Source organism: Bradyrhizobium sp. CB1717 (assembly GCF_029714325.1).
GTDB lineage: Bacteria > Pseudomonadota > Alphaproteobacteria > Rhizobiales > Xanthobacteraceae > Bradyrhizobium.
The window spans coordinates 9122562-9145139 of the sequence record NZ_CP121666.1; the positions used below are offsets into that span (position 1 = coordinate 9122562).

Here is a 22578-nt window from a genome sequence, read left to right on the forward strand (position 1 = left end):
TCGCTGCGCTCGCAATGACGGGCTGAAGCCCCGGGGCCAGCTACCGCCTCTCGCAAAATTCCCCCACCGCAGCGGCCACGGCCCCTGCTATCAGCTCCTGCCGCTCCGCCGAGTTCATTTCCATCTCCTCGTCGCGGTTGATGATGGAGCCGGCTTCGAGCAGCACGGCGGCGCTTCTTGTTCGCGACAGCACGATGAGCCCGTCATAGCGATAGACGCCGACATCCTTGTCGAGCAACTGGCGCCGGTAGCGGCCCATCACCGGCAAGGTGTATTGGCTCGCATAGTGCAGGCCCTGCTCCTTCAACTGCCTGCCGATCATCCGCGCCAATTTCAGGCTGGTGGTGAAGTGCGGATTGCGCTCGGAGACGAACAGCGAGTGGCCCGAAAATCGATCGCTGAAATAGCTCTTCGCGCCGTCGAATTCCCAGGTGTCGAGCAGCTTGTCCGGCACCGAATCGTGATGAACCGACAGGAAGAGATCGGCGCGGCCGTCATTGGCGGCACCGACGCGCTTGAACAGGCTCGGCCGCGCCTTGCCGTCCGTGACGAGCAGGCGGGTTGCGGCAAAGCCCTCGGACTTGAGCTTCGCCGTGATGAGCCGTGCGAGCCGGAAGTTGAAGCCGAACTCCGGATCGTTGCGCGCACTCAAGGCGCCGTAGGAGTCCGGGGTGTGACCGACATCCACAACGATCCGGAATTTCGGCATCTCGCATTTGACCGGTGATGGCGGCGGCCTGGATTTCGCAATTTTCCGCGCGGCAGCGGCGGGACCAACAGCGAACGACGTCAGCAGGATCGACGCGATCAGCGGCGCAAGAAGAGCTGCGATGATGCTGCGCGATTGCCTCAAGCGCTACTCCGCTGCCGCAATCCTGGGACGGCCGACGAAGCCGGCGACATCGCCGAAACGCTCCAGCATCACCGCGGGCAGGTCCTTGGCCTTGCTGGTGACGCAGGCACCGGAGCGCACCGCATAGCGGTCCTGATGCGCGGCCTGCGGCGGCGGCTCGCCCTGCTGAAGCGCGCGCGCCAGATCCATGACGACTTTGCGGAAATGCATGATGCCGAGATCGGTCGGTCCGAGATGCTCGCGGGTGCGGTCGGCGATCGGGCCCTGGCTGTCCTGCACCGCGGCGTCCTGCTCGGAGACGCCCTTGATGCCGGTGTAGCTCCGGGTCTTCTGGAGCTTGCGGTCGATCAGATAGTCGTTGCCCTTGTGGCGCAGCGGCACGTAATTGTCGTCGACCTCCGCGATCACGCCGTTGCCGCGGTCATAGGCATCGCGTTCGGCCTGCGTCAGCGGCCGCTCCGGATTCCAGGCGTAAGTATAGATCCAGCAATTGGTGTCGGAGACGGGCACGAAGGTCTGGCCAAAAATGTTTTCGCCCTGCATCGCACTCGGCGCATAGGCATGGAACGGCATCAGGAATTGCGCGATGCGCCAGTAGATGTTGTCGCTCCCGGTAAGCCGGCCGCCGGCAATCGTCAGCCCCGCTTCGTGCGGAGTGACCTTGATCACGGGGCGTGGGTCCTCTGCGATCCAGCGCATGTGGTCACTCGACATCCGCTGAAGCGGATTCACAAAATGCTTCTTGATATCCAGGATCTCGTTCTCCTCCTTGTCGAAGGAGAGATGGGCGAAGGTGAAATGCGCGGTGTCGATCGAGCCTTCCAGCGCCTGCACCCAGTTGCAGTCCTGCCATTTCTTGCTGACGTAGCGGTGCGAGGCCGGCAGCAGCGCCATTTCGAGATCGGGCAGCTCGGGCATGGCCTCCGCCGGGCCCATATAGGCCCAGATCATCTCACCCCATTCGCGCACCGGATAGGATTTGATGCGGATGAGATCCTTGGCGTTGAGATCGGGATAGGAGGTCGGCATGTCCACGCAGCGGCCGTCGGTGTCGAACTTCCAGCCGTGATAGACGCAGCGGACGCCGCACTCCTCGTTCCGACCAAGCCAGAGATTGGCGCCGCGATGCGGGCAGTATTGATCGATGACACCGACCACGCCGCGCGTGTCGCGGAAGGCGAGCAGCTCCTCGCCGAGCACGACGATCTTCTTCGGCTCGCCATCGGGTTCAGGGAGCTCTTCCGAGAGCAGGACGGGAATCCAGAAGCGGCGCAGCAGCTCGCCCATGCCCGTGCCGGGGCCGGACTCGGTCAGGAATTTATTGTCCTCTGCGCGGAGCATGGAAAATCCTCCCGATTTGTTTTTTTGGAAGATTGGCGCGGGAGCGGGAAGACGTCAACGCAAGAACGGCTCTCGTAGTGTGGGCAAAGGCGCGCTCTTCGCGCGCCGTGCCCACCATCTTGTTGCATGCCGGGCGAGATGGTGGGCACGCTTCGCTTTGCCCACCCTACGGCACCGTCGCCTAAACCGGCCTCTCCCCCTTCACCGTCACGCGCGTGCCCGAGCGCGTATGCGGCCAGTAATCCCACATCGCGCGGTGCTGGGTGCAGCGGTTGTCCCAGAAGGCGATGGCGTTCTCGGTCCAGCGGAAGCGGCACTGGAACAGCGGGTTTTCGGCGTGCTGGTAGAGATAGGCGAGCATCGCGTCGCTCTCGTCGCGCGGGATGCCGTTGATGTGGCGGGTGAAGCCGCGGTTGACGTAGAGCGCCTTCCTGCCCGTGACCGGATGCGTGCGGACCACGGGATGCTCGGCGTTCGGATAGGACGGACGGTCGGCGACGCCGTAGTTCGCGTAGAGCCCGCGATAGATCGGCTCACCGTCATGCAACGCCGTGAGCCCGTCGAGATAGACCTTCATGCGGTCCGACAGCGCCTCATAGGCCGCGTACATATTGGCGAACAGCGTGTCGCCGCCGCGCGGCGGGCACTGCTTGATGTAGAGGATCGAGCCCATCGGCGGCTCGAGATCGCAGGACACGTCGGAGTGCCAGCCCTCGCCGTTGGCGCGCGGCGAGTTCTTGTCGGCGTAGATCTTCATCAAGGCCGGATCTTCGTCCTCGTGCGGCGCGGCCGGATGAAAATGCAGCTCGCCGAACTTGCGGCCGAAGGCGAGATGCTGCTGCGGCGTAATGTGCTGGTCGCGGAAGAAGATGACGAGGTTTTCGGCGAGCGCGCGGTGGATCTCGTCCATCTGCCGGTTGGAGCGAGAGTCATCGGAGACGAGCTTGCCGACGTCGACGCCGGAGATTTCCGCGCCGATGATGGGGGTGAGCTTTTCGACCGCGATGGTCTCGTAGGGTGCGCCGTCTTCAGCGGTGTGGCGATAGCGCGGGCCCTGCTTGCCGGCGAGTGAGCTCATGGCGTGTCTCCCGATCGTTCTTGGTTGGGAGCATGGTAGCGCGTAGCTATGGATGTGCAATCTGCGTTGCAAACATCAGTGTCGTCCCGGCGAAAGCCGGGACCCATAGCCACCGAACTGGATTTGGCGAAGACTCGGAGCCACGATCTCGCATCATAACCACGGCCTGTGGTTATGGGTCCCGGCTTTCGCCGGGACGACAGCGGAGTGATTGGTTGCTAGCGGAGTGAAATCACTCCGCCGCGGGCGCCGGCACCTTGGCGCCCTGGCCGTAGCGCTGGTCGATGTAGTCGATCACCAGCGCCTTGAAGTCGGCGGAGATGGTGGGCCCGCGCAGCGTGCGGAACTTCTTGCCGTCGACGAACACGGGCGCGGCCGGGGCTTCGCCGGTGCCGGGCAGCGAGATGCCGATATTGGCGTGCTTGGATTCGCCGGGGCCGTTGACGATGCAGCCCATCACCGCAACGTTGAGCTCCTCGACGCCCGGATATTTCGTCTTCCAGGTCGGCATCTCGTCGCGGATGAAATCCTGGATCGAGCGCGCCAGCTCCTGGAACGTGGTCGAGGTGGTGCGGCCGCAGCCGGGGCACGCCGCAACCAGCGGCACGAAGGTGCGGAAGCCCATGGTCTGCAAGAGCTCCTGGCCGACCTGCACCTCACGGGTGCGGTCGCCGCCGGGCTCCGGCGTCAGCGAGATGCGGATAGTGTCGCCGATGCCCTGCTGCAAGAGGATGCCGAGCGCAGCCGAGGACGCCACGATGCCCTTCGAGCCCATGCCGGCTTCGGTAAGGCCGAGATGGATGGCGTAGTCGGAACGAGAGGCGAGATCCTGATAGACCGCGATGAGGTCCTGCACCGCGGAGACCTTTGCGGAGAGGATGATGCGGTCCTTGGGCATGCCGAGCTCTTCGGCACGCGCGGCCGAGAGCAGCGCGGACTGCACCATGGCCTCGCGCGTCACCGCGCGCACGTCGCGCGGATTCGGCGAGGCCGCGTTCTCGTCCATCAGCTTGGTGAGCAGCTCCTGGTCGAGCGAGCCCCAATTGGCGCCAATGCGGACCGGCTTGCTGTTCTTGTTCGCGATCTCGATGATGTCGGCGAACTGGGTGTCGCGCTTGTCCTTGAAGCCGACATTGCCGGGATTGATGCGGTACTTGGCGAGCGCCTCGGCGCAGGCCGGATAGGCCGCGAGCAGCTTGTGGCCGATATAGTGGAAGTCGCCGATCAAGGGCGTGGTGATGCCGCGCTTGGCGAGGCCATCGCGGATGTGCGGGACGGCGGCAGCGGCCTCCTCGCGGTCCACGGTGATGCGGACCATTTCGGAGCCGGCGCGCGCGAGCGCTGCGACCTGGGCGATGGTGCCGTCGATATCGGCGGTGTCGGTGTTGGTCATCGACTGCACGACGATCGGCGCACCGCCGCCGACAGCGACGTCGCCGACCTTGACCTGGGTGGTGCGGTGCCGGGCCGCGGGGCCCGCGATGTCGGAATCGAGAGGGTTTTCGAGCTTGTTCATGGCGTCCAAATATCAGGTTTTGGTGACGTTCAGCAATGCATCGCGCGGCGCCGCAGCCGTTTGGCTGGGACGGTTAACCAGAAAAAGCCCAGCAATTACAAGGACCGCGGCGGCCCCGAATGTCAGACTCAGAGTGTCGTGCATGATGAAATAGCTACCCACCACGCCAAACAAAGGGGTGATGAAGGTAAAAGCGGACAATTTGCTGGCCGAATAGGCCTTCACCAGCGCGAACCAAAGCGTGAACGTGGTTCCCACCACCCAGATCGCCTGGAAGGCCATCAGGCCGAGGGACAGCGGCGCCGGCGTGTGGGTGATGGATTCGCCAAACAGCCAGGCCGCCAGCCCCAGGATCGGGATCGAGGTCGCGACCTGATAGCCCAGCGCCTTCTCGGGCGCGGCGAAGCGCAGACGCGTGCCCTTGGCGACCAGCGTGGTTGCCGCCCAGAGCCCGGCGCCGCCGACGATCAGGAGGTCGCCGAGCAGGACATGCGAATCGACATTGGGCTGCGGCACGCCGATCGCAAGCGCGACGCCGGCAAAGCTGATGGCAAGACCCAGCCATTGCGAGGCGCCAAGCCGCTCGCCGAGCACCTGGTAGGAGCCGAGCGCGACGAAGAACGGGGCCGTGTAGAGGAATACCACCGCGCGAGAGGCCGAGGTGAGGCGCAGGCCCTGGAAGATCAGCACAAACTCGATGCCGAACATCAGCCCCGCGATCAGGCCGGCCTTCCACGTCCCGTCACGCTCGAAGAATTTCACGCCGCGGAGGGTGCCGATGATGAACAGCACCGGCAGCGCGCCCATCGAACGGATCATCGCCTGGAGCATCGGCGGGATGTCCGGCAGCACCAGCTTCACCGCGATCTGGTTGAATCCCCAGGTCAGGCACAGCATGAGCATCAGGGCGATGGCGCCGGCGCTGAGAGGACGGCCGGCGGACGGGTTGGCTTGGGTTGCGGACATTTCTTCCTGAGATCCGGCTTTGCGCCGTTGTTGCTTCAAGACATTTTCTGACAATGGGCGCAGACGCCCGTGATCTCCACCACAGACAGCTTCGGCACGAAGCCTGAGCTGCGTGCGGCGGCATTGAGATTCCCGGCAAAGGACCCCGACGGGATCTCACCGACCAGGCCACAGCGCTCGCAGATCAGGAACGCCACCGCCGAGGTCGCGTCATGGTCATGGGCGGCACAGGCGAGATAGGCGTTGCGGCTCTCAATGCGGTGCACGAGGCCGTTGGCCATCAGGAAATCGAGAGCGCGATAGACCGTGATCGGCGCCGGCCGCGCCATCGATTTTGCCAGTTCGTCGATGACCTCATAGGCCCCAAGCGGGCGATGGCTGGAGAGCAAGGCACCCAGCACCTGGCGGCGGATCGGCGTGAATTTCTGCGCGCGCTGCTCGCAAACCTCCTCGGCATGCGCCAGCGCGTCCGCGGTGCAGCGGCCGTGATCATGGTCAGGCGCGGGAAAGGCCGGCTTTGCGAGGGTCATGCGGCCTGCGTTCTAGCATTTCGGCGATGGAACCCAAAGCATCACCGGCCCGGCGGCTGCCAGCCATGCTCATCCCGCGGGACTGCGTCCCGATAATCCGCCACACAATAATCATAAGCTTGCTTATATTATCCCAAGCTTATTGGAGACCAAGCTTATGAGCCGCGGGTCCGTGGACCAGAACTTCCTGTTTACGCTCGCCGAGCTTTACCGCCTGCTGCGCGTCTATGCCGACAAGGAGGCTTCGCGCTTCGGTATCACCCGCGCACAATGGGCGGTGCTGGCCAAGGTCGAGCGCAGCGAGGGCATGAAGCAGTCCGAACTCGCCGAACTACTCGAGGTGCAGCCGATCACGCTGACGCGCCTGATCGACAAGCTCTGCGACAATGACTGGATCGAGCGCCGCAGCGATCCTTCGGACCGCCGCGTCAAGCGCCTCTATCTCAAGAAGGCCGGGCGGCAATTGCTGGGACGGATGAGCGGCCTGAAGTCGGAGCTCACGGCGAACGCGCTCGACGGCATCAGCCCGGCGGACGCCCACCGTCTCCTCACCCAACTCGAAACAATCAAGGAAAACGTGCGTAACGCCGCCCAGACATCCGGCGCGGAACAAGTGCGTAAGGAGCAGCGCTATGGCTGATCAGGTTCTCAAGTTCCAGCCCGAGCAGAAGAACGACAGCGGCAAGCCCACCAAGAAGGCCGGCACCGATCCGCGCCGCCGCCTGCTGGCCGGCCTGCGCCGCTATCGGCGCTTCCTGCTGATGGTCGTGCTGCCCGTGATCGCCGCCATCGGCGGCGTCACCTTCTATCTCAACGGCGGACGCTATGTCGGCACCGACGATGCCTATGTCGGCGCGCAGAAGGTGCTGGTGACGCCCGACATCTCCGGCAAGATCCTTAAGGTCCTCGTGAAAGAGGGGCAATCCGTCAAGCAGGGCGACGAGCTGTTCGAGATCGACCCCGCTCCGTTCCGCCACGCGGTGGATGAGGCCAAGGCACAGCTCGCCCAGGCCCGCACGACCTACGACAATCTCGTCGCCAACATCAAGATCTACGGCGACATGCTCAACCTCGCCCAGCAGGGCGTCGACCTGAAGCAGCGCGACGTCGAGCGCAAGCAGGCGCTGGTGAAGAACAATTACGGCTCGCAGCTCGATCTCGACAACGCCGCCAACGCGCTGGTGACCGCCGGCGCACAGACGCAGTTCGTCAAACAGCAGCTGTCCAACGCAAAGACGCAGTTGCTCGGCGATTCCAACCTGCCGCTCGAGCAGTTCCCGCCCTATGCGCAGGCCAAGGCAAAGCTCGACGACGCCCAGCGCAATCTCGACCACACCGTGCTGCGCGCGCCGATGGACGGCGTCGCCACGCAGGTCGAGCAGATCCAGCTCGGACGCTACGTCGCGGCCGGCTCGGCGGTGTTCTCCATCGTCGACATCGCCCATCCCTGGGTCGACGCCAATCCGAAGGAGAGCGACCTCACCTATGTCACCGAAGGCCAGCCGGTCACGCTGGAGGTCGACGCGTTTCCCAACCACGTCTTCAAGGGCAAGATCGGCTCGCTCTCGCCCGGCACCGGTGCGCAGTTCGCGATCCTGCCGCCGCAGAACGCCACCGGCAATTTCGTCAAGGTGGTGCAGCGCGTGCCTGTCAGGATCTATTTCGACGAGACCGACAAATACGTCCGGAAGCTGAAGGCCGGCATGAGCGTCTATGCCACCATCGACACCGGCCACAAGCGTTCGCTCGCCGGCCTGCTCGGCCTGTCGGCGACCGCGGGCCAGGACAAAGAGTAAGACTCAAAGATTAAGACAAGGACTGACGCGATGTCCGGCCCCAATGCCAGCCTGATGGTCCCCGGCCTGCGCCGGAACATGGTGACGATCTGCGCCATGACCGCGACCATCATGCAGGCGCTGGACACCACCATCGCCAACGTCGCACTGCCCTACATGCAGGGCACCCTGTCGGCCTCGCAGGACCAGATCAACTGGGTGCTGACCGCCTATATCGTTGCCGCCGCGATCATGACCGCGCCGGTGGGCTGGATCGCCAACCGCTTCGGCCGCAAGCGCATCTTCATCATCTGCTCGGCCGGCTTCACGTTCGCCTCGGTGCTGTGCGGCCTCGCGCAGGACATCAACCAGATGGTGCTGTTCCGCCTGCTGCAAGGCGTGTTCGGCGCGGCGCTGGTGCCGCTGTCGCAGTCGGTCATGCTCGACTATTACACGCTCCAGGAGCGCGCCAAGGCGATGTCGATCTGGGGCATGGGCGTGATGATGGGCCCGATCATGGGCCCATCGCTGGGCGCCTGGCTGACCGAGACCTATTCCTGGCACTGGGTGTTCTTCGTCAATTTGCCGTTCGGCGCGATCACCGTGCTCGGGCTGATCGTCTTCATGGACGAGACCAAGAAGGACCTCAGCCTCAAATTCGACTGGCTCGGCTTCGCAGCGCTGGCAATCGCGATCGGCGCGCTCCAGCTCGCGCTCGATCGCGGCGAGCAGCTCGGCTGGCTGGAATCCAACGAGATCATCGCGGAGTTCATCGTCTCGGCGGTCGCATTCTACTTCTTCCTCGCGCACTCTTTCACGACCTCGACGCCGTTCATCCGCTTTGCGCTGTTCCGGGATCGCAACTTCGTCACCGGCTGCGTGTTCATGGTCGTGATGGGCCTCGTGCTGTTCTCCACCATGGCGCTGGCCTCGCCCTACATGCAGAACGTGATCGGATATCCCATCATCACGGCCGGCCTGCTGCTGGCGAGCCGCGGTTTCGGCACCTTCTTCGCCATGATGCTGGTCGGCCGCATGATGCGCTATTTCGAGGCCCGCACGCTGATCATCGCCGGCCTCACTCTGACCGCGGGCTCGCTGTTCCAGATGACCGGCTGGACCGACCTGACCCAGGTGCCGGAGATCGTGACCGTCAGCATCATCCAGGGCTTTGGCTTCGGTCTCGTCTTCGTGCCGCTCTCGACGGTGTCGTTCCTGACCCTGCCGAACCATCTGCGCACCGATGGCACCGCCATGCTGACCCTGATGCGCAATGTCGCGAGCTCGGTCGGCATTTCGGTCGTCATCGCCGAGCTGACGCAGGGCACGCGGCGGACCTATGCGATCCTCTCCGAGCACATCAACCCATTCAACCACGCCCTGCAAATGCCGGACGTGCGCGGCATCATCAACCTCTCCACCGACGCCGGCCGCGCCATGGCCGACCGGATGGTCGGCGTGCAGGCGCAGATCATCGCCTTCGCGCATGACTACATGCTGGTGATGGTCTTCATCCTCTGCACCATCCCGCTCGCGCTGATGATCGGCTCGACCAAGGCCACCCTGCGCAAGCAGGCGGCAGGGCCCGAACATGCAGTGATGGAGTAGGCTCCTTCACCCCCCGTCGTCCTGGACAAGCGAAGCGCAGATCCAGGACCCATTACCACCGAACGGAGTTTGGAAGGCTCGCGGTTACAGTTTGTGCCACAACCACGCCCTGGGGTAATGGGTCCTGGCTTTCGCCAGGACGACATCGGGCTTGTGGCGCCTCCCCTACCCCAACAACTCCTCGCACCCCAAATCCTCGACCGCGATCATCACGCGCTCCAGATTGTTCCACCAGATCAGCGGCGGGATGTTGATGCTCCACTGCCAGACCGGCCGCGTGATCTGCCAGAGCACCGCCCAGCGGTAGTCGCGATCGAGTGCGCCGCGCGTGTAGCCGGTGATGCCGCTCTCGATCAGCGTGTCGTGGTAGAGATTGAGCAGCGGGCGTTCGAGCGCCTGGCGGCGTTCCGGATACCAATGCATGGCCATCATGTAGGCGAGGTCGTGGGTCGGAACGTTGATGCTCCAGAGATCGAAATCGAAGATGCGCACGGTGTCAGAGACGCCCGCGCGCGGCAGCATGAAATTCCAGGTATGGGCGTCGCCATGCGTGATGCTGAGATGACGGCGCGAATGGTAGCGCTGGGACAGCCGCTCCGACTGATCGATCAGGCGACGGTAGAGGATTCGCCGCTCCTCGCTGAGGCGATTGCCGAGTAGGTCGGCGAAGCGGTCATAATGGCCCGCAAACGTCTCCATGCGTTGCGCGCTTTCGTCCATGCTCGCCCAGGTCCCGACGGTGTCGCCGAGGCTCGGATGGTCCCACCAGGCTGCATGCCAGCGTGCGAGCGTGGTGACGATGGCGAACGTCTGCTCGCGCGAGGGCGGCACCGGCCAGGCCATCGCGATGTCATGGCTGTCGGTGAGGTCCTCGAGCAGCAGATGCCAGCTGGGGCCGCCCTCGTCGAAATGCCCGTCAAAACAGCGCGGCACCAGTCCCGGCGGCATCTTCGGCACGAGCTGGGTGTAGTAATCCACCTCGCGCCGGCCGCCATTGGCGAGGCTTTCGGCGAACGCGGAATTGGGAGTCTTGAGGATCAGCGACTGCGGAGCGCCGGTGGATTCGCCGACATAGCGCAGCCCGAGGCGGACGATATGTGACACGACGGTGTCACGCTGATGCAGCACCTTCACTTCGCGCACCGCGCCAGCATCCAGCACGCCGCCCCGGCGCAGCGCAGCCGTCAGTCGGGCGGGCTCAACGACCGCCGGCAATTGTGGAAGTGTCATGACCACGATGCCCCTGTCCCGCGCCATACTGCACGATCACGATCCCGGGCACCAGCGACCGACCAGCTTATGCCGCGGCGGTGGAGTCCCGCACGGTCCGGACCACGACCGACCGCAGCTGCTCGAGGTTCGCCGCCATCCCTGCGATCGCCTGCCTGACCTCCGCGGCGCGCTCGTTCACGGAAGCCGCATCGCGGCTGACATTGCCGATCTTGGCCGAGACGTCCTTTGCGGCGGACGCCGATTCGGAGATCGATCGCGCGATCTCCCGTGTCGCCGCGTCCTGCTCTTCCATCGCCGCGGCGACCGAGGTCGCAACGCCGTCGATCTCGACGATGTGGCCGCCCATGGCCTCGACCGCGTCCACGGCCGCCTGTGTCGAGGCCTGGATCTCGGCGATCAGACGCCCGATCTCCTCGGTGGATTTGGCGGTCTGGTCGGACAGGGATTTCACCTCGGCCGCGACCACCGCGAAGCCGCGGCCGGCCTCGCCGGCCCGCGCCGCCTCGATGGTGGCGTTGAGCGCCAGAAGGTTGGTCTGACCGGCGATGCCGCCGATGAGGTCGGAGACTTCGGCAATCCTCTTCACCGATCCGGCCAGCGCCTGGATGGTCGAACGCGCCTGCTCGCGGCCCTCGACCGCCGACTTCGTGACGGTCGAGGTGCGTGCAACCTGGGTCGCGATCTCCCGGATCGAGGCACTCAGCTCCTCGGCTGCGGCCGAAACCGTCTGCGAGCTGCCCAGCGCCTGCGTCGAGGCCGCGGCGACAGCCTGTGATTCCGTGGACAGCGAGCGGGCGATCTCGGACAGGCTGGAGGCGACCCGTTCTACGCCCTGGCTCGCGGCGCTCGCGGTATCGACCGAGCGGCCGGTTTCGCGCTCCACCGTCTCGGCCATCTGATGCAGGGCGGAGCGCTTGGCACGTGCGGCCTCCTGCTCGTTCTGCAACTGCTCCTCGCGCAGGCGGGAATTCTCGATCGCCCCCTGCTTGAACACCTCGAGGGCGCCCGCCATCGAGCCGATCTCGTCCTGCCGATGCGCGAAGGGGATGTCGGCGGCGAGATCGCCGGTCGCGAGCTTCTGCATCGTGCCGGTCATGCGCACGATCGGACGGACCACGCCAAGGGCAACGCCGAGCAGGCCGGCGGCAATGAAAGCCAGTACCGCGGCGGAGACACCGAGCAGGATATAGAGGATCGAGCTGTCGCGGTCCGCTGCCAGCTTCTCCATGTCGGCATTCTGCTTGTTGGCGCTCTCGACGATGCTGTCGATGACGGCGCGATGCGCGGTGTAGGCCTCCTTGAGCTGCGCATAGGTGCGCTCGGAGGCAGCCATGTCCTTGGCCTTCAGGGCTGGCAGGAGCTGGTCGGACGCCTTCCAGAATTTCTGCACCTCGGCATCGGATTTCGACACCAGGGCAGTCTTCAGGTCGGCCGAGAGGCTGGAGGCGACCCAGTAGGCCTTGCGCTCGTCGTAGTCCTTGCGAAGCTGGACCAGGCGCTCGGCATGGGCCGCCAGCTGGTCCGGCTCGCGCATCGCGAGCGTGGCCTCGAGGTAGGCCTCGATGACATATTCCGGCGGCGGCAGGATGTCGGCGATGAGGTCATTGCCGAGCTTGATATCGGAATAGAGCGGACCGCCGACCTTGAGCTCGCGTAGCGCATAGAGACTGGTGGAGACGACCGCGGTGAAGCCGATGGCGAGCACGATGCCGAACGCAATGATCGCGGAAGACAACGACAGACGAATTTTCATATGGCAATCCAGGCGCGAATCAAATCCGCACCGAGCCTAGATCGTTACGGTAAATACGGACTTTCTTCGCGGACAGGTTGCAGACGGAAAAGCTCCGCAGAACTACGGGAGTAGGATCGATCAATCGGTTTTGGGTCAGTGAGACTGACGCTCAAACGTGCAGCACCGGCTGCAATTGCGCTGAATGAGAAGCGCGTCGCGGCGCCCCGGAGTCGCCGCGACGCATTGCCTCACATGTCGAAGAACACCGTCTCGTCGTCGCCCTGGAGGTGCAGGTCGAGGCGATAGACCGGCTTGCCGGCCTCGCGCACCGCGGTCAGCGTGGCGCGGCGCTCAGCGGGCACCAGCGCCAGCACGGGGTCGGCGGCGTTGCCGGCCTCGTCGCTGAAATAGATGCGGGTGTAGAGATGCCTGAGCATGCCGCGCCCGAACACGGCGAGGACGATGTGCGGCGCCTGCGGCTTGCCGTCGGGATCGGGCACCACGCCCGGCTTGATGGTGTCGAAGGAGTAATTGCCGTCCTTGTCGGTGCCGCAGCGGGCGAAGCCGCGGAAGCTGGCATTGGGCAACGCGCGCTTGTCCTGCGGGTCGGCGAAGCGTCCTTGCGCATCCGCCTGCCAGATCTCCAGCATGCAATCGGGCACGACAACGCCGTCGCCGTCGAACACGCGGCCCTCGATGCGGACACGGTCACCGGTGACGTCGGGCGTCAGCGTCGAATTGGTGAACGCGTCGTTCCAGGCATACTCGCCGGTTGGCGTCAGTCCGTATTTGAAGAACGGACCGACGGTCTGCGATGGGGTGATCCCGTTATCCTGCACGTTAGTGGTTCTCCATGGGCGTGGCGTTCTTGCCGCGCAGCACGATGTCAAAGCGGTAGCACAGCGCCCATTCGGGCTGGGTGTTCTCTAAGTCGAACGAGGAAACCATCCGCGCCCGCGCCTTCTCGTCCGGCACCGAGTTGAAGATCGGGTCGAACGGAAACAGCGGGTCGGCCGGGAAATACATCTGCGTCACCAGCCGCGTGACGAAGGAATGGCCGAACACCGAGAGATGGATATGCGCGGGGCGCCACGCATTGTGGTGATTGCCCCAGGGATAGGCCCCGGGCTTGATGGTGACGAAGCGGTAGTAGCCGGCAGCATCGCTCACGGTGCGGCCCGCGCCGGTGAAATTCGGATCGAGCGGCGCCGGATGCTGGTCGCGGACATGGACATAGCGGCCGCACGAATTGGCCTGCCAGATCTCGACCAGCGAGTTCGGCACGCCGCGGCCGTCCTCGTCGCGCACATGGCCGTGCACGATGATGCGCTCGCCGATCGGCTCGCCGGTGTGCTGGGTGGTGAGATCGTTGTCGCCCTCGCGCACGGTCTCCTGGCCGTAGACCGGGCCGGTCAGCTCCGACAGCGTGTGGCGCATCGGGATCAAGGGCTTGTTCGGCGCGCGCTTGATCGAGCTTTTGTACTCGGGCGACAGCGGCAGCGGATGCGCCTTGTTGCTATCGATGGGATAGATGAATGTCATTGGCGAACTCCTCCCCGGCCATTTTAGATCCAGCCGGTCAACGCTTCCGCCAATCATTATAGGATATAACTAATTTGGGGAAGCGGGTTTGGCCGCCTTCCTGCGCTGGCAGGCGCGCTATTTGATCGGTGGACGCGGCAGCACCGCTTCCCCAGCCTCGAGCCGGTAGGTGTGATCGAGCGAGTACCAGGGCGTCGTGACGTCGCGCGCGGTCGGATGCGGCGTCTCGCGGCGCTGGAACTTGCCGATCAGCGCCTGCGTCACCCCGAACTGCACATCGCTGTCGATATGAGGGTCGGCGGGATCGTAGACCTGCGAGATCAGCACCTTGAATCCGGGCTTGAAGATCAGGGCATGCAGATGCGCGGGTCGATAGGGGTGCCGGCTCTGCACCTCCAGCAGGCGGCCGACCACACCGTCCGTCGGAATGGGATAGCCGACCATCATCACCGAGCGGAAGGCGAAGCACCCGTCCTGGTCGGTCGTGAACTTGCCGCGCAGGTTCATGTCGGCCTGCTCAGGGTCCTGGTTCTCATAGAGGCCGACCGGCGAAGCGTGCCAGACATCGACCTCCGCGCCCGCGACGGGACGGCCGTCCCTGTCGACGACGCGGCCATTGACGAACAGCGGCGCCCCCGGTGTCTCCGAGCGCACGATCGAGCCGCCATTCTCGACCCGCGGCGAGTTCAGTCGCCAGAACGGCCCGAGCAGCGACTGGTCGGTTTCGGTATTGCCCTGATCGCCATTGTTGAGCAGGCACACCAGCGGGGAGACGCCGAGCGAGCCCGCCATCAGCACGACTTCGTTATGGGTGTCGGTCGTGAGCTTGCCGAGCTCGGCGATGACAGCGGTGGCATCGCGAAACTCCTTCTCGGTCAGGCGAACGTCACGCACGAAGGCGTGCAGGTGCTTGACCAGGGAGACCATGATCTGGCGCAGCCGCGGATCGGATGTCCGCTCCATCACCGCCAGTGCCGCGGCCGTGACGTCCTGCTCGCGCTCGATGATCATGGAATGGTCCCTGAAGCGACTCGCGTAACTTCAACACTGTCATTCCGGGATGGTCCGAAGGACCAGACCCGGAATCTCGAGATCCCGGATTCCGCTCTAACGAGCGGCTCCGGGATGACGGGACGCGTAGCGTCCCGTCAGTTCACCTTCTCGATCGCGACGGCGACGCCCTGGCCGACGCCGACGCACATGGTGGCGAGCGCCAGCTTGCCGCCGCGCTTCTCCATGCCATGCACGGCGGTGAGCGCGAGACGCGCGCCGCTCATGCCGAGGGGATGGCCGAGCGCGATGGCGCCGCCATGCGGATTGACGAAATCGGCATCGTCGGCGACGCCGAGCTGACGCATGCAGGCGATGCCCTGCGAGGCGAAGGCCTCGTTGAGCTCGATCAGGTCGAAATCGCTGATCTTCTTGCCGAGACGCTCCATCAGCTTGCGGGTCGCCGGCACCGGGCCGATGCCCATGATGCGCGGCGGCACGCCCGCCGAGGCGAGGCCGAGAATGCGCGCGCGGGGCGTCAGGCCGTGCTTCTTCACCGCGGCTTCCGAGGCGAGGATCATCGCGGCGGCGCCGTCATTGACGCCGGAGGCGTTGCCGGCGGTGACCGTGCCGGGATTGCGCACGATCGGCTTCAGTTTTGCCAGACCTTCCAGCGTGGTCTCAGGCCGCGGATGCTCGTCCTTGTCGACCGTGATGGGGCCGGCCTTGCCGCCGGGAATCGTGATCGGCGTGATTTCTTCCGCGAAATAACCCGCCGCGATGGCGGCGCCGGCGCGCTGCTGCGAGCGGATCGCGAAGGCGTCCTGGTCGGCACGCGAGACCTGGAATTCCTCGGCGACGTTCTCGCCGGTCTCCGGCATCGCATCGACGCCATACTGCGCCTTGAGCAGCGGATTGATGAACCGCCAGCCGATGGTGGTGTCGAAGATTTCGGCCGAGCGCGAGAACGCTTCCTGCGCCTTGCCCATCACGAAGGGCGCGCGGGTCATGGATTCGACGCCGCCGGCAATCGCAAGCTCGATCTCGCCGGCGCGGATGGCACGGCCTGCGGCGCCGACGGCGTCGAGGCCGGAGGCGCAGAGCCGGTTCAGGGTCTGGCCGGGAACCGAATCCGGCAGGCCGGCCAGCAGCAGCGCCATGCGCGCGACGTTGCGGTTGTCCTCGCCGGCCTGGTTGGCGCAGCCAAAGAAGACCTCGTCGACCTGCGCCCAGTCGAGATTGGGATGCTTGGCCATCAGCGCCTTGATCGGGGCTGCGGCGAGATCGTCGGCACGCACCTTGGCGAGCGAGCCGCCGAAACGACCGATCGGGGTCCGCACGGCATCGCAGATAAAGACGTCACGCATCGTTGTTCTCCCTGAATGCCGCGATCCGGCCAAATTCTTCAATGTCGGCGGAGTTTTAGGAGGGCGCCCGCGGCAGGTCAATTGACGGTTTCGCGTGCGATTTGCAGGGGCCTGCGGCCCGCCACGCATGCCGCGGTGCGGACAACGTGGAAAACCTCCCCTCTCCGGCCAAACCGATAGGAGCAGGTGCCGAAATTTTGTAGGTTGCGCCGCCCATGACCATGCAACAGCCGATACCCGTACCGCCGCCCGACGAAACGCCCGCGCCGCAGGCGGAAGCCACAGCGCGCGTCACGCCGATGATGGAACAGTACCTCGAGATCAAGGCGGCGCATCGGGGCCTCTTGCTGTTCTACCGGATGGGCGACTTCTACGAGCTGTTCTTCGAGGACGCCGAGATCGCCTCGAGGACGCTCGGCATCGTCCTGACCAAGCGCGGCAAGCATCAGGGCGCCGACATCCCGATGTGCGGCGTTCCGGTCGAGCGCTCCGAGGATTACCTTCACCGCCTGATCTCGGCCGGTCACCGGGTCGCGGTCTGCGAGCAGACCGAGGATCCCGCGGCGGCGAAAGCGCGCGGCAACAAGAGCGTCGTGCGCCGCGGCGTGGTGCGGCTGGTCACGCCGGGCACGCTGACCGAGGACACGCTGCTCGACGCGCGCGCCAACAACTACTTGCTGGCGATCGCGCGCGCGCGCTCCTCCGCCGGCGGCGACCGCTTCGGCCTCGCCTGGATCGACATCTCGACCGCCGAATTCATGGTGACCGAGGTTTCGGGCGGCGAGCTCGCCGCGACGCTGGCACGCATCAACCCGAACGAGGCCATCGTCACCGACGCGCTCTACAACGACAGCGAGCTCGGCCAGACCCTGCGCGAGCTGCCGGCGGTGACGCCGCTGACCCGCGACGTCTTCGACGGCGCCACCGCCGAGAAGCGCCTGTGCGATTACTTTGCGGTCGCGACCATGGATGGGCTGGCGCAGCTGACGCGTCTGGAAGCCACGGCTGCGGCCGCTGCCGTCACCTATGTCGACCGCACCCAGGTCGGCAAGCATCCGCCGCTGTCGCCGCCCGCGCGCGAGGCCTCGGGCGCGACCATGGCGATCGATCCGGCGACGCGCGCCAATCTCGAGCTGACGCGAACGCTCGCCGGCGAGCGCCGCGGCTCGCTGCTCGACGCGATCGACTGCACCGTGACCTCGGCCGGCTCGCGTCTGCTGGCGCAACGCCTCGCCGCACCGCTGACCGACGCGCCGGCGATCGCGCGGCGGCTCGATGCGGTCGGCGCTTTCGTTGCCGATTCCGCCGCGCGCGAGGACATCCGCAGCATTTTGCGCGGCGCGCCCGACATGTCGCGGGCACTAGCCCGTCTCTCGGTCGGCCGCGGCGGACCGCGCGACCTCGCCGGCATCCGCGACGGCATCATCGCCGCCGATCAGGTGCTGGCGCGGCTCGGCGAGCTCGACCAGCCGCCGCAGGAGATCGCGGCGGTGATGGCGGCGCTGAAGCGGCCCTCGCGCGAGCTCGCGGCCGAGTTCGCGACAGCGCTCGACGAGCAGCTGCCGCTGATCAAGCGCGATGGCGGCTTCGTGCGCGCCGGCTACGAACCGGCACTGGATGAAGCCCGGAACCTGCGCGACGCCTCGCGCCTGGTGGTCGCCTCGATGCAGGCCCGCTACGCCGACGCGACCTCCGTGAAGGGCCTGAAGATCCGGCACAACAACGTGCTCGGCTATTTCGTCGAGGTCACCGCGCAGCACGGCGACAAGCTGATGTCGGCGCCACTGAATGCGACCTTCATCCACCGCCAGACGCTGGCGGGCCAGGTGCGTTTCACAACTGCCGAGCTCGGCGAGATCGAAGCCAAGATCGCCAATGCCGGCGACCGCGCGCTCGGCCTCGAACTCGAGATCTTCGAGAAGCTCTGTGCCAAGGCGCTGGAGATCAGCGACGATCTGCGTGCGGCGGCGCAAGGCTTTGCGCTGCTCGATGTCGCGACGTCGCTGGCCAAGCTCGCGATCGACGAGAACTATGTGCGGCCCGAGGTCGACGGCTCCCTCGCCTTCGCGATCGAGGCCGGGCGTCATCCCGTGGTCGAGCAGGCACTCAAGCGCAACGGCGAGCCGTTCATCGCCAATGCCTGCGATCTCTCGCCAAGCCCCGCACAAAAATCCGGCCAGCTCTGGCTGCTGACTGGCCCGAACATGGCCGGTAAATCGACCTTCCTGCGCCAGAACGCGTTGATTGCGCTGCTCGCCCAGATCGGCAGCTTCGTGCCGGCGACACGCGCGCGGATCGGCATCATCGACCGCCTGTTCTCGCGCGTCGGTGCCGCCGACGATCTCGCCCGCGGCCGCTCCACCTTCATGGTGGAGATGGTCGAGACCGCGGCGATCCTGAACCAGGCCGGCGAGCGCTCGCTCGTGATCCTGGATGAGATCGGCCGCGGCACCGCGACCTTCGACGGCCTCTCGATCGCCTGGGCCGCGATCGAGCACCTGCACGAGAGCAACCGCTGCCGCACCTTGTTCGCCACGCATTATCACGAGCTGACTGCGCTCTCGGCCAAGCTGCCGCGCATGTTCAATGCGACGGTGCGGGTGAAGGAATGGCAGGGCAACGTCGTGTTCCTGCACGAGGTGCTGCCGGGCTCGGCCGATCGCTCCTACGGCATCCAGGTGGCGAAGCTCGCCGGCCTGCCGCCCGCGGTGATCACGCGCGCAAAATCCGTGCTCTCCAAGCTGGAGGCGCAGGACCGTGGCCAGACCGCGCGTGCGCTGGTGGACGATCTGCCGCTGTTCGCCGTCCCCTCCCGCGCCGCCGCCGAGGCCGCGCCGCCGAGCGAGGCCGAGCTGTTGATGGACGCGGTGAAAGCGCTGCACCCCGACGAGATGTCCCCGCGCGAGGCGCTCGATGCGCTCTATGCGTTGAAGGCCAAGCTGCCGAAGCAGTAGCGGTGCCGTAGGGTGGGCAAAGCGCAGCGTGCCCACCATGCAACGACGAATTCGCAGAAAGATGGTGGGCACGGCGCGCGAAGTGCGCGCGCCTTTGCCCACCCTACGATTCCCGAGCGCTTGGCCTTACGCCCTCGCCGCGATCGCCGCGGCCTCCGCGGCCGCGCGCTGCATGCTGGTCGACATCTCGTTCGTGACCGTGCTCTGCTCCTCGACGGCGGCGGCGGTCGAGGTCACGTATTCGCTGACATTGTTGATCGCCTGCTTGATCGAGCCGAGCGCGCTGACGACGTCGCCGGAGATGCCGTTGAGACTGCCGATCTCCTGGCCGATCTTGTCGGTCGCCTGCTTAGCCTGGTTGGCGAGGCTCTTCACTTCGGAGGCGACAACCGCGAAGCCCCGGCCGGCCTCGCCGGCGCGGGCGGATTCAATCGTGGCGTTGAGCGCGAGCAGGTTGATCTGACCGGTGATGTTGTTGATCATCTCGACGATGCCGCTCATCGCCTGCGCGGCCTCGGTGAGGCGCTGCGCCTGGGCGTCGGCGGCGGCAACCTGATCCACCGCGCTCATCGCGGTCTCGCGCGACTTGGTCATCGCCTCGGAAATCTCCCGCACCGAGGCGTTCAGCTCCTCGGAGCCGGCGGCGACCGATTCCATCATGCCGCGGACGCGTTCGTTGCCCATGCGGACCAGCACCTGTCGCGTAGTGTCGGTGGCATATTTCACGACCTTGAACGGCTTGCCGTTGAGATCGAGGATTGGATTGTAGGAGGCCTGGATGTAGACCTCCTTGCCGCCCTTGCCGATGCGCTTGTACTCGGCCGCCTGGTACTGGCCGCGGTTGAGCGCGGCCCAGAACTCGCGATAGGCGGCGCCGTCGCGCTCGCTGGGTTCGACGAACATGCTGTGATGCCTGCCCTTGATCTCGGCCAGCGAATAGCCGAGCGTGGCGAGGAAGTTGGTATTGGCGGTGATGATCGTGCCGTCCATGTTGAACTCGATCACGGCCTGGGCCTTGTCGATCGCCGCGATCTGACCGGCGAGATCGGCGTTCTTCAGCCTCTCCGCGGTGATTTCGGTCGCGAACTTGACGACGCCGAACGGCTTGCCCTTCTCGTCGAGCAGCGGATTGTAGGAGGCGAGGATCCAGACCTCGCGCCCCCCCTTGCCGATACGCTTGAACTCGCCGGCCTGATATTCGCCGCGGTTGAGCGCGGCCCAGAATTGACGATAGCCGGCGTCGTCACGCTCGGCGGCCTCGACGAACATGCTGTGATGCTTGCCCTCGATCTCGGCCAGCGAGTAGCCGAGCGCCTTGCAGAAATTCTCGTTGGCGGTGACGATGGTGCCGTCGAGCTTGAACTCGATCACGGCCTGGGCACGGCTGCTGGCGGCGATCTTCGAGGCGTCCGTCATGCTCCGGATCTTCTTCTGAGTGATGTCGGTCGCAATCTTGGCGACCATCACCGCCTTGCCGTTGCCGTCGAGCACTGGATTGTAGGATGCTTCGATCCAGACCTCGCGGCCGCCCTTCGCGATCCGCTTGAACTCGCTCGCCTGATACTCGCCACGGTTCAATGCGGCCCAGAACGCCTTGTACTCGGCGTTGTCGCGCTGGTCGGCCGGCACGAACATGGAGTGATGCTTGCCCTGGATTTCGTCGAGCCGATAGCCGAGGGCATCGAGAAAATTCTTGTTGGCCGTGATGATCGTCCCATCAAGGTTGAATTCGATCACGGCCTGCGAGCGGCCGATGGCGGCGAGTTGTGCGTCCGAATCACTGCGGGACTTGCGACCAAACATCAAACAATCTCCATCTCGAAAAACCACCGATGGGGACGCGCCCGTCGGAACCAGGGATGTGACCGCGCGGCAGCGTCGCCGTATCTCAGTCTGCGGCTCCCGTGGGCCGTTCGCCTTGAAAAAGAGAGCCGCGCCAATTTGCGCGGACGGAATCGGAAGCTGGTGTGCGATCCGATTCGTACGGGAAAAGCTCGAACAAAGTTCTAATAGAAATGTCGGAATTCGGCGGCCGATGGATCAGCATGTCCGCGCGATGGACAGAGGCGTTCAAGCCGGGAAAAAACGGCAGAAGCTGAAATGAGGTTTCTCATTCAACGGCTTGAGGAGATGCCGCATCATCTCATCGGCGCAAATTGAACTTGGCATAACGTATTCGCGCGACGCCATGTCGTGTTTTTCCGTAGTCTCACGGCTCCTGTCGCGCCTTGCGCATCGCGCGCCGGCCGATCCCCCACAGCGTCAGATTCCAGGTGACGCAGGTGCCGAGTGCGAGAGTCAAACCGACAGCCGAGCCGAATTGCACCACCGCGACGTGCATGACGGCGATCGCCATGCCGAATCCGAGCAGGCCCCACGCGGAGTTGGCGAGGACGGCGGCCGTCGGCGGACCGCCGATGCGCGGATGCAGGATCAGCATGATGCTGGAGAACACCACGGGATACAGCGCGATGATGCCGCTGATGCGGGGACCCACCCAGCCGGAGGTCGAGACCACGATGGCAACGAGGGTCGCGACCAGCGCGGCCCGCATCGGGACGTCATACCAGCGGCGCGTCACCAGCGGCATTTTCGCATGGCGATAACCTGCGAGTAGCGGAATGCAGATGCCGAATGCGATCAAATTGGCAGCAAGGCCCGCGGTGAGCGACCACTCGAACTGGCGGATGATCGAGGCAAGCACGATCCACACCGCGATCGCGCTTCCGCAACTCACGACGAGTCCGTGCCGCTGCGACAGCACGACATAGGTGAGACACATGAAGATCGTCGCCGCATTGACCGGCAGGCTCGCCAGCGCGCCCTGCGCGATGAAGGCGGCGTCATGGTCGATCGCAAGAAAGACGTAGGACGGACCTGCCGACACCGGCAGGGTCGCGATCAGCGCGCCGATCACCGGCCCCGAGCGTTCGGTGATAACAGACGCCGTCACCACGAACGCCGCCGCGATCGCCATGCGCAGGAGCAGGAAAAGGATGAAGTGGAGGTCGAGGGACATTTTTCATTCGTCGTCCTGGACAAGCGAAGCGCAGATCCAGGACCCATAACCACAGGCTTCGCTGTGTTGGA

At 65.2% G+C, this 22578-nt stretch carries 18 protein-coding genes; 4 read left to right on the top strand and 14 right to left on the bottom strand.

Annotated features, from left to right (window positions below; genetic code table 11):
• Nucleotides 1-40 precede the first annotated feature (40 nt).
• From QA649_RS42400 to QA649_RS42425, 6 genes are all read right to left on the bottom strand, one after another.
• Nucleotides 41-853: an N-acetylmuramoyl-L-alanine amidase gene (locus QA649_RS42400; RefSeq protein WP_283022347.1), complete on the bottom strand. Its 813-nt coding sequence runs from the start codon at nt 851-853 to the stop codon at nt 41-43.
• Nucleotides 854-856: 3 nt separating this feature from the next.
• Nucleotides 857-2194 (bottom strand): Rieske 2Fe-2S domain-containing protein, encoded by a 1338-nt coding sequence (locus QA649_RS42405; protein ID WP_283022348.1) that lies wholly within the window; start codon nt 2192-2194, stop codon nt 857-859.
• Nucleotides 2195-2375: 181 nt separating this feature from the next.
• Nucleotides 2376-3272, bottom strand: a complete 897-nt coding sequence (locus tag QA649_RS42410; RefSeq protein ID WP_283022349.1) for a TauD/TfdA family dioxygenase — start codon at nt 3270-3272, stop codon at nt 2376-2378.
• A 232-nt stretch (nt 3273-3504) separates the two neighbouring features.
• Nucleotides 3505-4788, bottom strand: a complete 1284-nt coding sequence (ispG, locus tag QA649_RS42415; protein WP_283022350.1) for a flavodoxin-dependent (E)-4-hydroxy-3-methylbut-2-enyl-diphosphate synthase — start codon at nt 4786-4788, stop codon at nt 3505-3507.
• 12 nt (nt 4789-4800) lie between these two features.
• Nucleotides 4801-5754, bottom strand: coding sequence for a DMT family transporter (locus tag QA649_RS42420; RefSeq protein ID WP_283022351.1), 954 nt, complete (start codon nt 5752-5754; stop codon nt 4801-4803).
• 35 nt (nt 5755-5789) lie between these two features.
• Nucleotides 5790-6284 (bottom strand): transcriptional repressor, encoded by a 495-nt coding sequence (locus QA649_RS42425; RefSeq protein WP_283022352.1) that lies wholly within the window; start codon nt 6282-6284, stop codon nt 5790-5792.
• A 157-nt stretch (nt 6285-6441) separates the two neighbouring features.
• Here QA649_RS42425 and QA649_RS42430 point away from each other — a divergent pair, with 157 nt between their 5' ends.
• From QA649_RS42430 to QA649_RS42440, 3 genes are read left to right on the top strand one after another with little or no spacing between them, the layout of a single operon-like run.
• The gene (locus QA649_RS42430) at nt 6442-6924 is read left to right on the top strand and encodes a MarR family transcriptional regulator (RefSeq protein WP_283022353.1); all 483 of its coding nucleotides are present in this window, start codon (nt 6442-6444) and stop codon (nt 6922-6924) included.
• Nucleotides 6917-8080 carry an HlyD family secretion protein gene (locus tag QA649_RS42435; RefSeq protein ID WP_283022354.1) on the top strand — a complete coding sequence of 388 codons (1164 nt, stop codon included), beginning with the start codon at nt 6917-6919 and terminating at the stop codon, nt 8078-8080. Before QA649_RS42430 ends, QA649_RS42435 begins: the two co-directional genes overlap by 8 nt.
• 30 nt (nt 8081-8110) lie before the next feature.
• Complete coding sequence (locus QA649_RS42440) at nt 8111-9667, top strand: MDR family MFS transporter (protein ID WP_283022355.1); 1557 nt, start codon at nt 8111-8113, stop codon at nt 9665-9667.
• Nucleotides 9668-9832: 165 nt separating this feature from the next.
• Here QA649_RS42440 and QA649_RS42445 read toward each other — a convergent pair whose 3' ends face one another.
• From QA649_RS42445 to pcaF, 6 genes are all read right to left on the bottom strand, one after another.
• Nucleotides 9833-10924, bottom strand: coding sequence for a phosphotransferase (locus QA649_RS42445; protein ID WP_283022356.1), 1092 nt, complete (start codon nt 10922-10924; stop codon nt 9833-9835).
• A gap of 40 nt (nt 10925-10964) precedes the next feature.
• A complete protein-coding gene (locus QA649_RS42450) occupies nt 10965-12653 on the bottom strand; it encodes a methyl-accepting chemotaxis protein (protein WP_283022357.1) in 1689 nt (562 codons plus the stop codon).
• A 230-nt stretch (nt 12654-12883) separates the two neighbouring features.
• On the bottom strand, nt 12884-13474 hold the full coding sequence (pcaG, locus tag QA649_RS42455) for a protocatechuate 3,4-dioxygenase subunit alpha (protein ID WP_283022358.1): 591 nt from the start codon (nt 13472-13474) through the stop codon (nt 12884-12886).
• A 1-nt stretch (nt 13475) separates the two neighbouring features.
• Nucleotides 13476-14177: a protocatechuate 3,4-dioxygenase subunit beta gene (pcaH, locus tag QA649_RS42460; protein WP_283022359.1), complete on the bottom strand. Its 702-nt coding sequence runs from the start codon at nt 14175-14177 to the stop codon at nt 13476-13478.
• 117 nt (nt 14178-14294) lie between these two features.
• Nucleotides 14295-15188: a dioxygenase gene (locus QA649_RS42465; protein ID WP_283022360.1), complete on the bottom strand. Its 894-nt coding sequence runs from the start codon at nt 15186-15188 to the stop codon at nt 14295-14297.
• Between the two features lie 137 nt (nt 15189-15325).
• Nucleotides 15326-16534 (bottom strand): 3-oxoadipyl-CoA thiolase, encoded by a 1209-nt coding sequence (gene pcaF / locus QA649_RS42470; protein WP_283022361.1) that lies wholly within the window; start codon nt 16532-16534, stop codon nt 15326-15328.
• A gap of 215 nt (nt 16535-16749) precedes the next feature.
• Here pcaF and mutS point away from each other — a divergent pair, with 215 nt between their 5' ends.
• The gene (gene mutS / locus QA649_RS42475; RefSeq protein ID WP_283022362.1) at nt 16750-19488 is read left to right on the top strand and encodes a DNA mismatch repair protein MutS; all 2739 of its coding nucleotides are present in this window, start codon (nt 16750-16752) and stop codon (nt 19486-19488) included.
• A 126-nt stretch (nt 19489-19614) separates the two neighbouring features.
• Here the strand turns inward: mutS and QA649_RS42480 are convergent, their stop codons facing one another.
• On the bottom strand, nt 19615-21291 hold the full coding sequence (locus QA649_RS42480) for a PAS domain-containing methyl-accepting chemotaxis protein (RefSeq protein WP_283022363.1): 1677 nt from the start codon (nt 21289-21291) through the stop codon (nt 19615-19617).
• 406 nt (nt 21292-21697) lie between these two features.
• On the bottom strand, nt 21698-22507 hold the full coding sequence (locus QA649_RS42485) for a hypothetical protein (protein ID WP_283022364.1): 810 nt from the start codon (nt 22505-22507) through the stop codon (nt 21698-21700).
• Nucleotides 22508-22578: the final 71 nt, after the last annotated feature.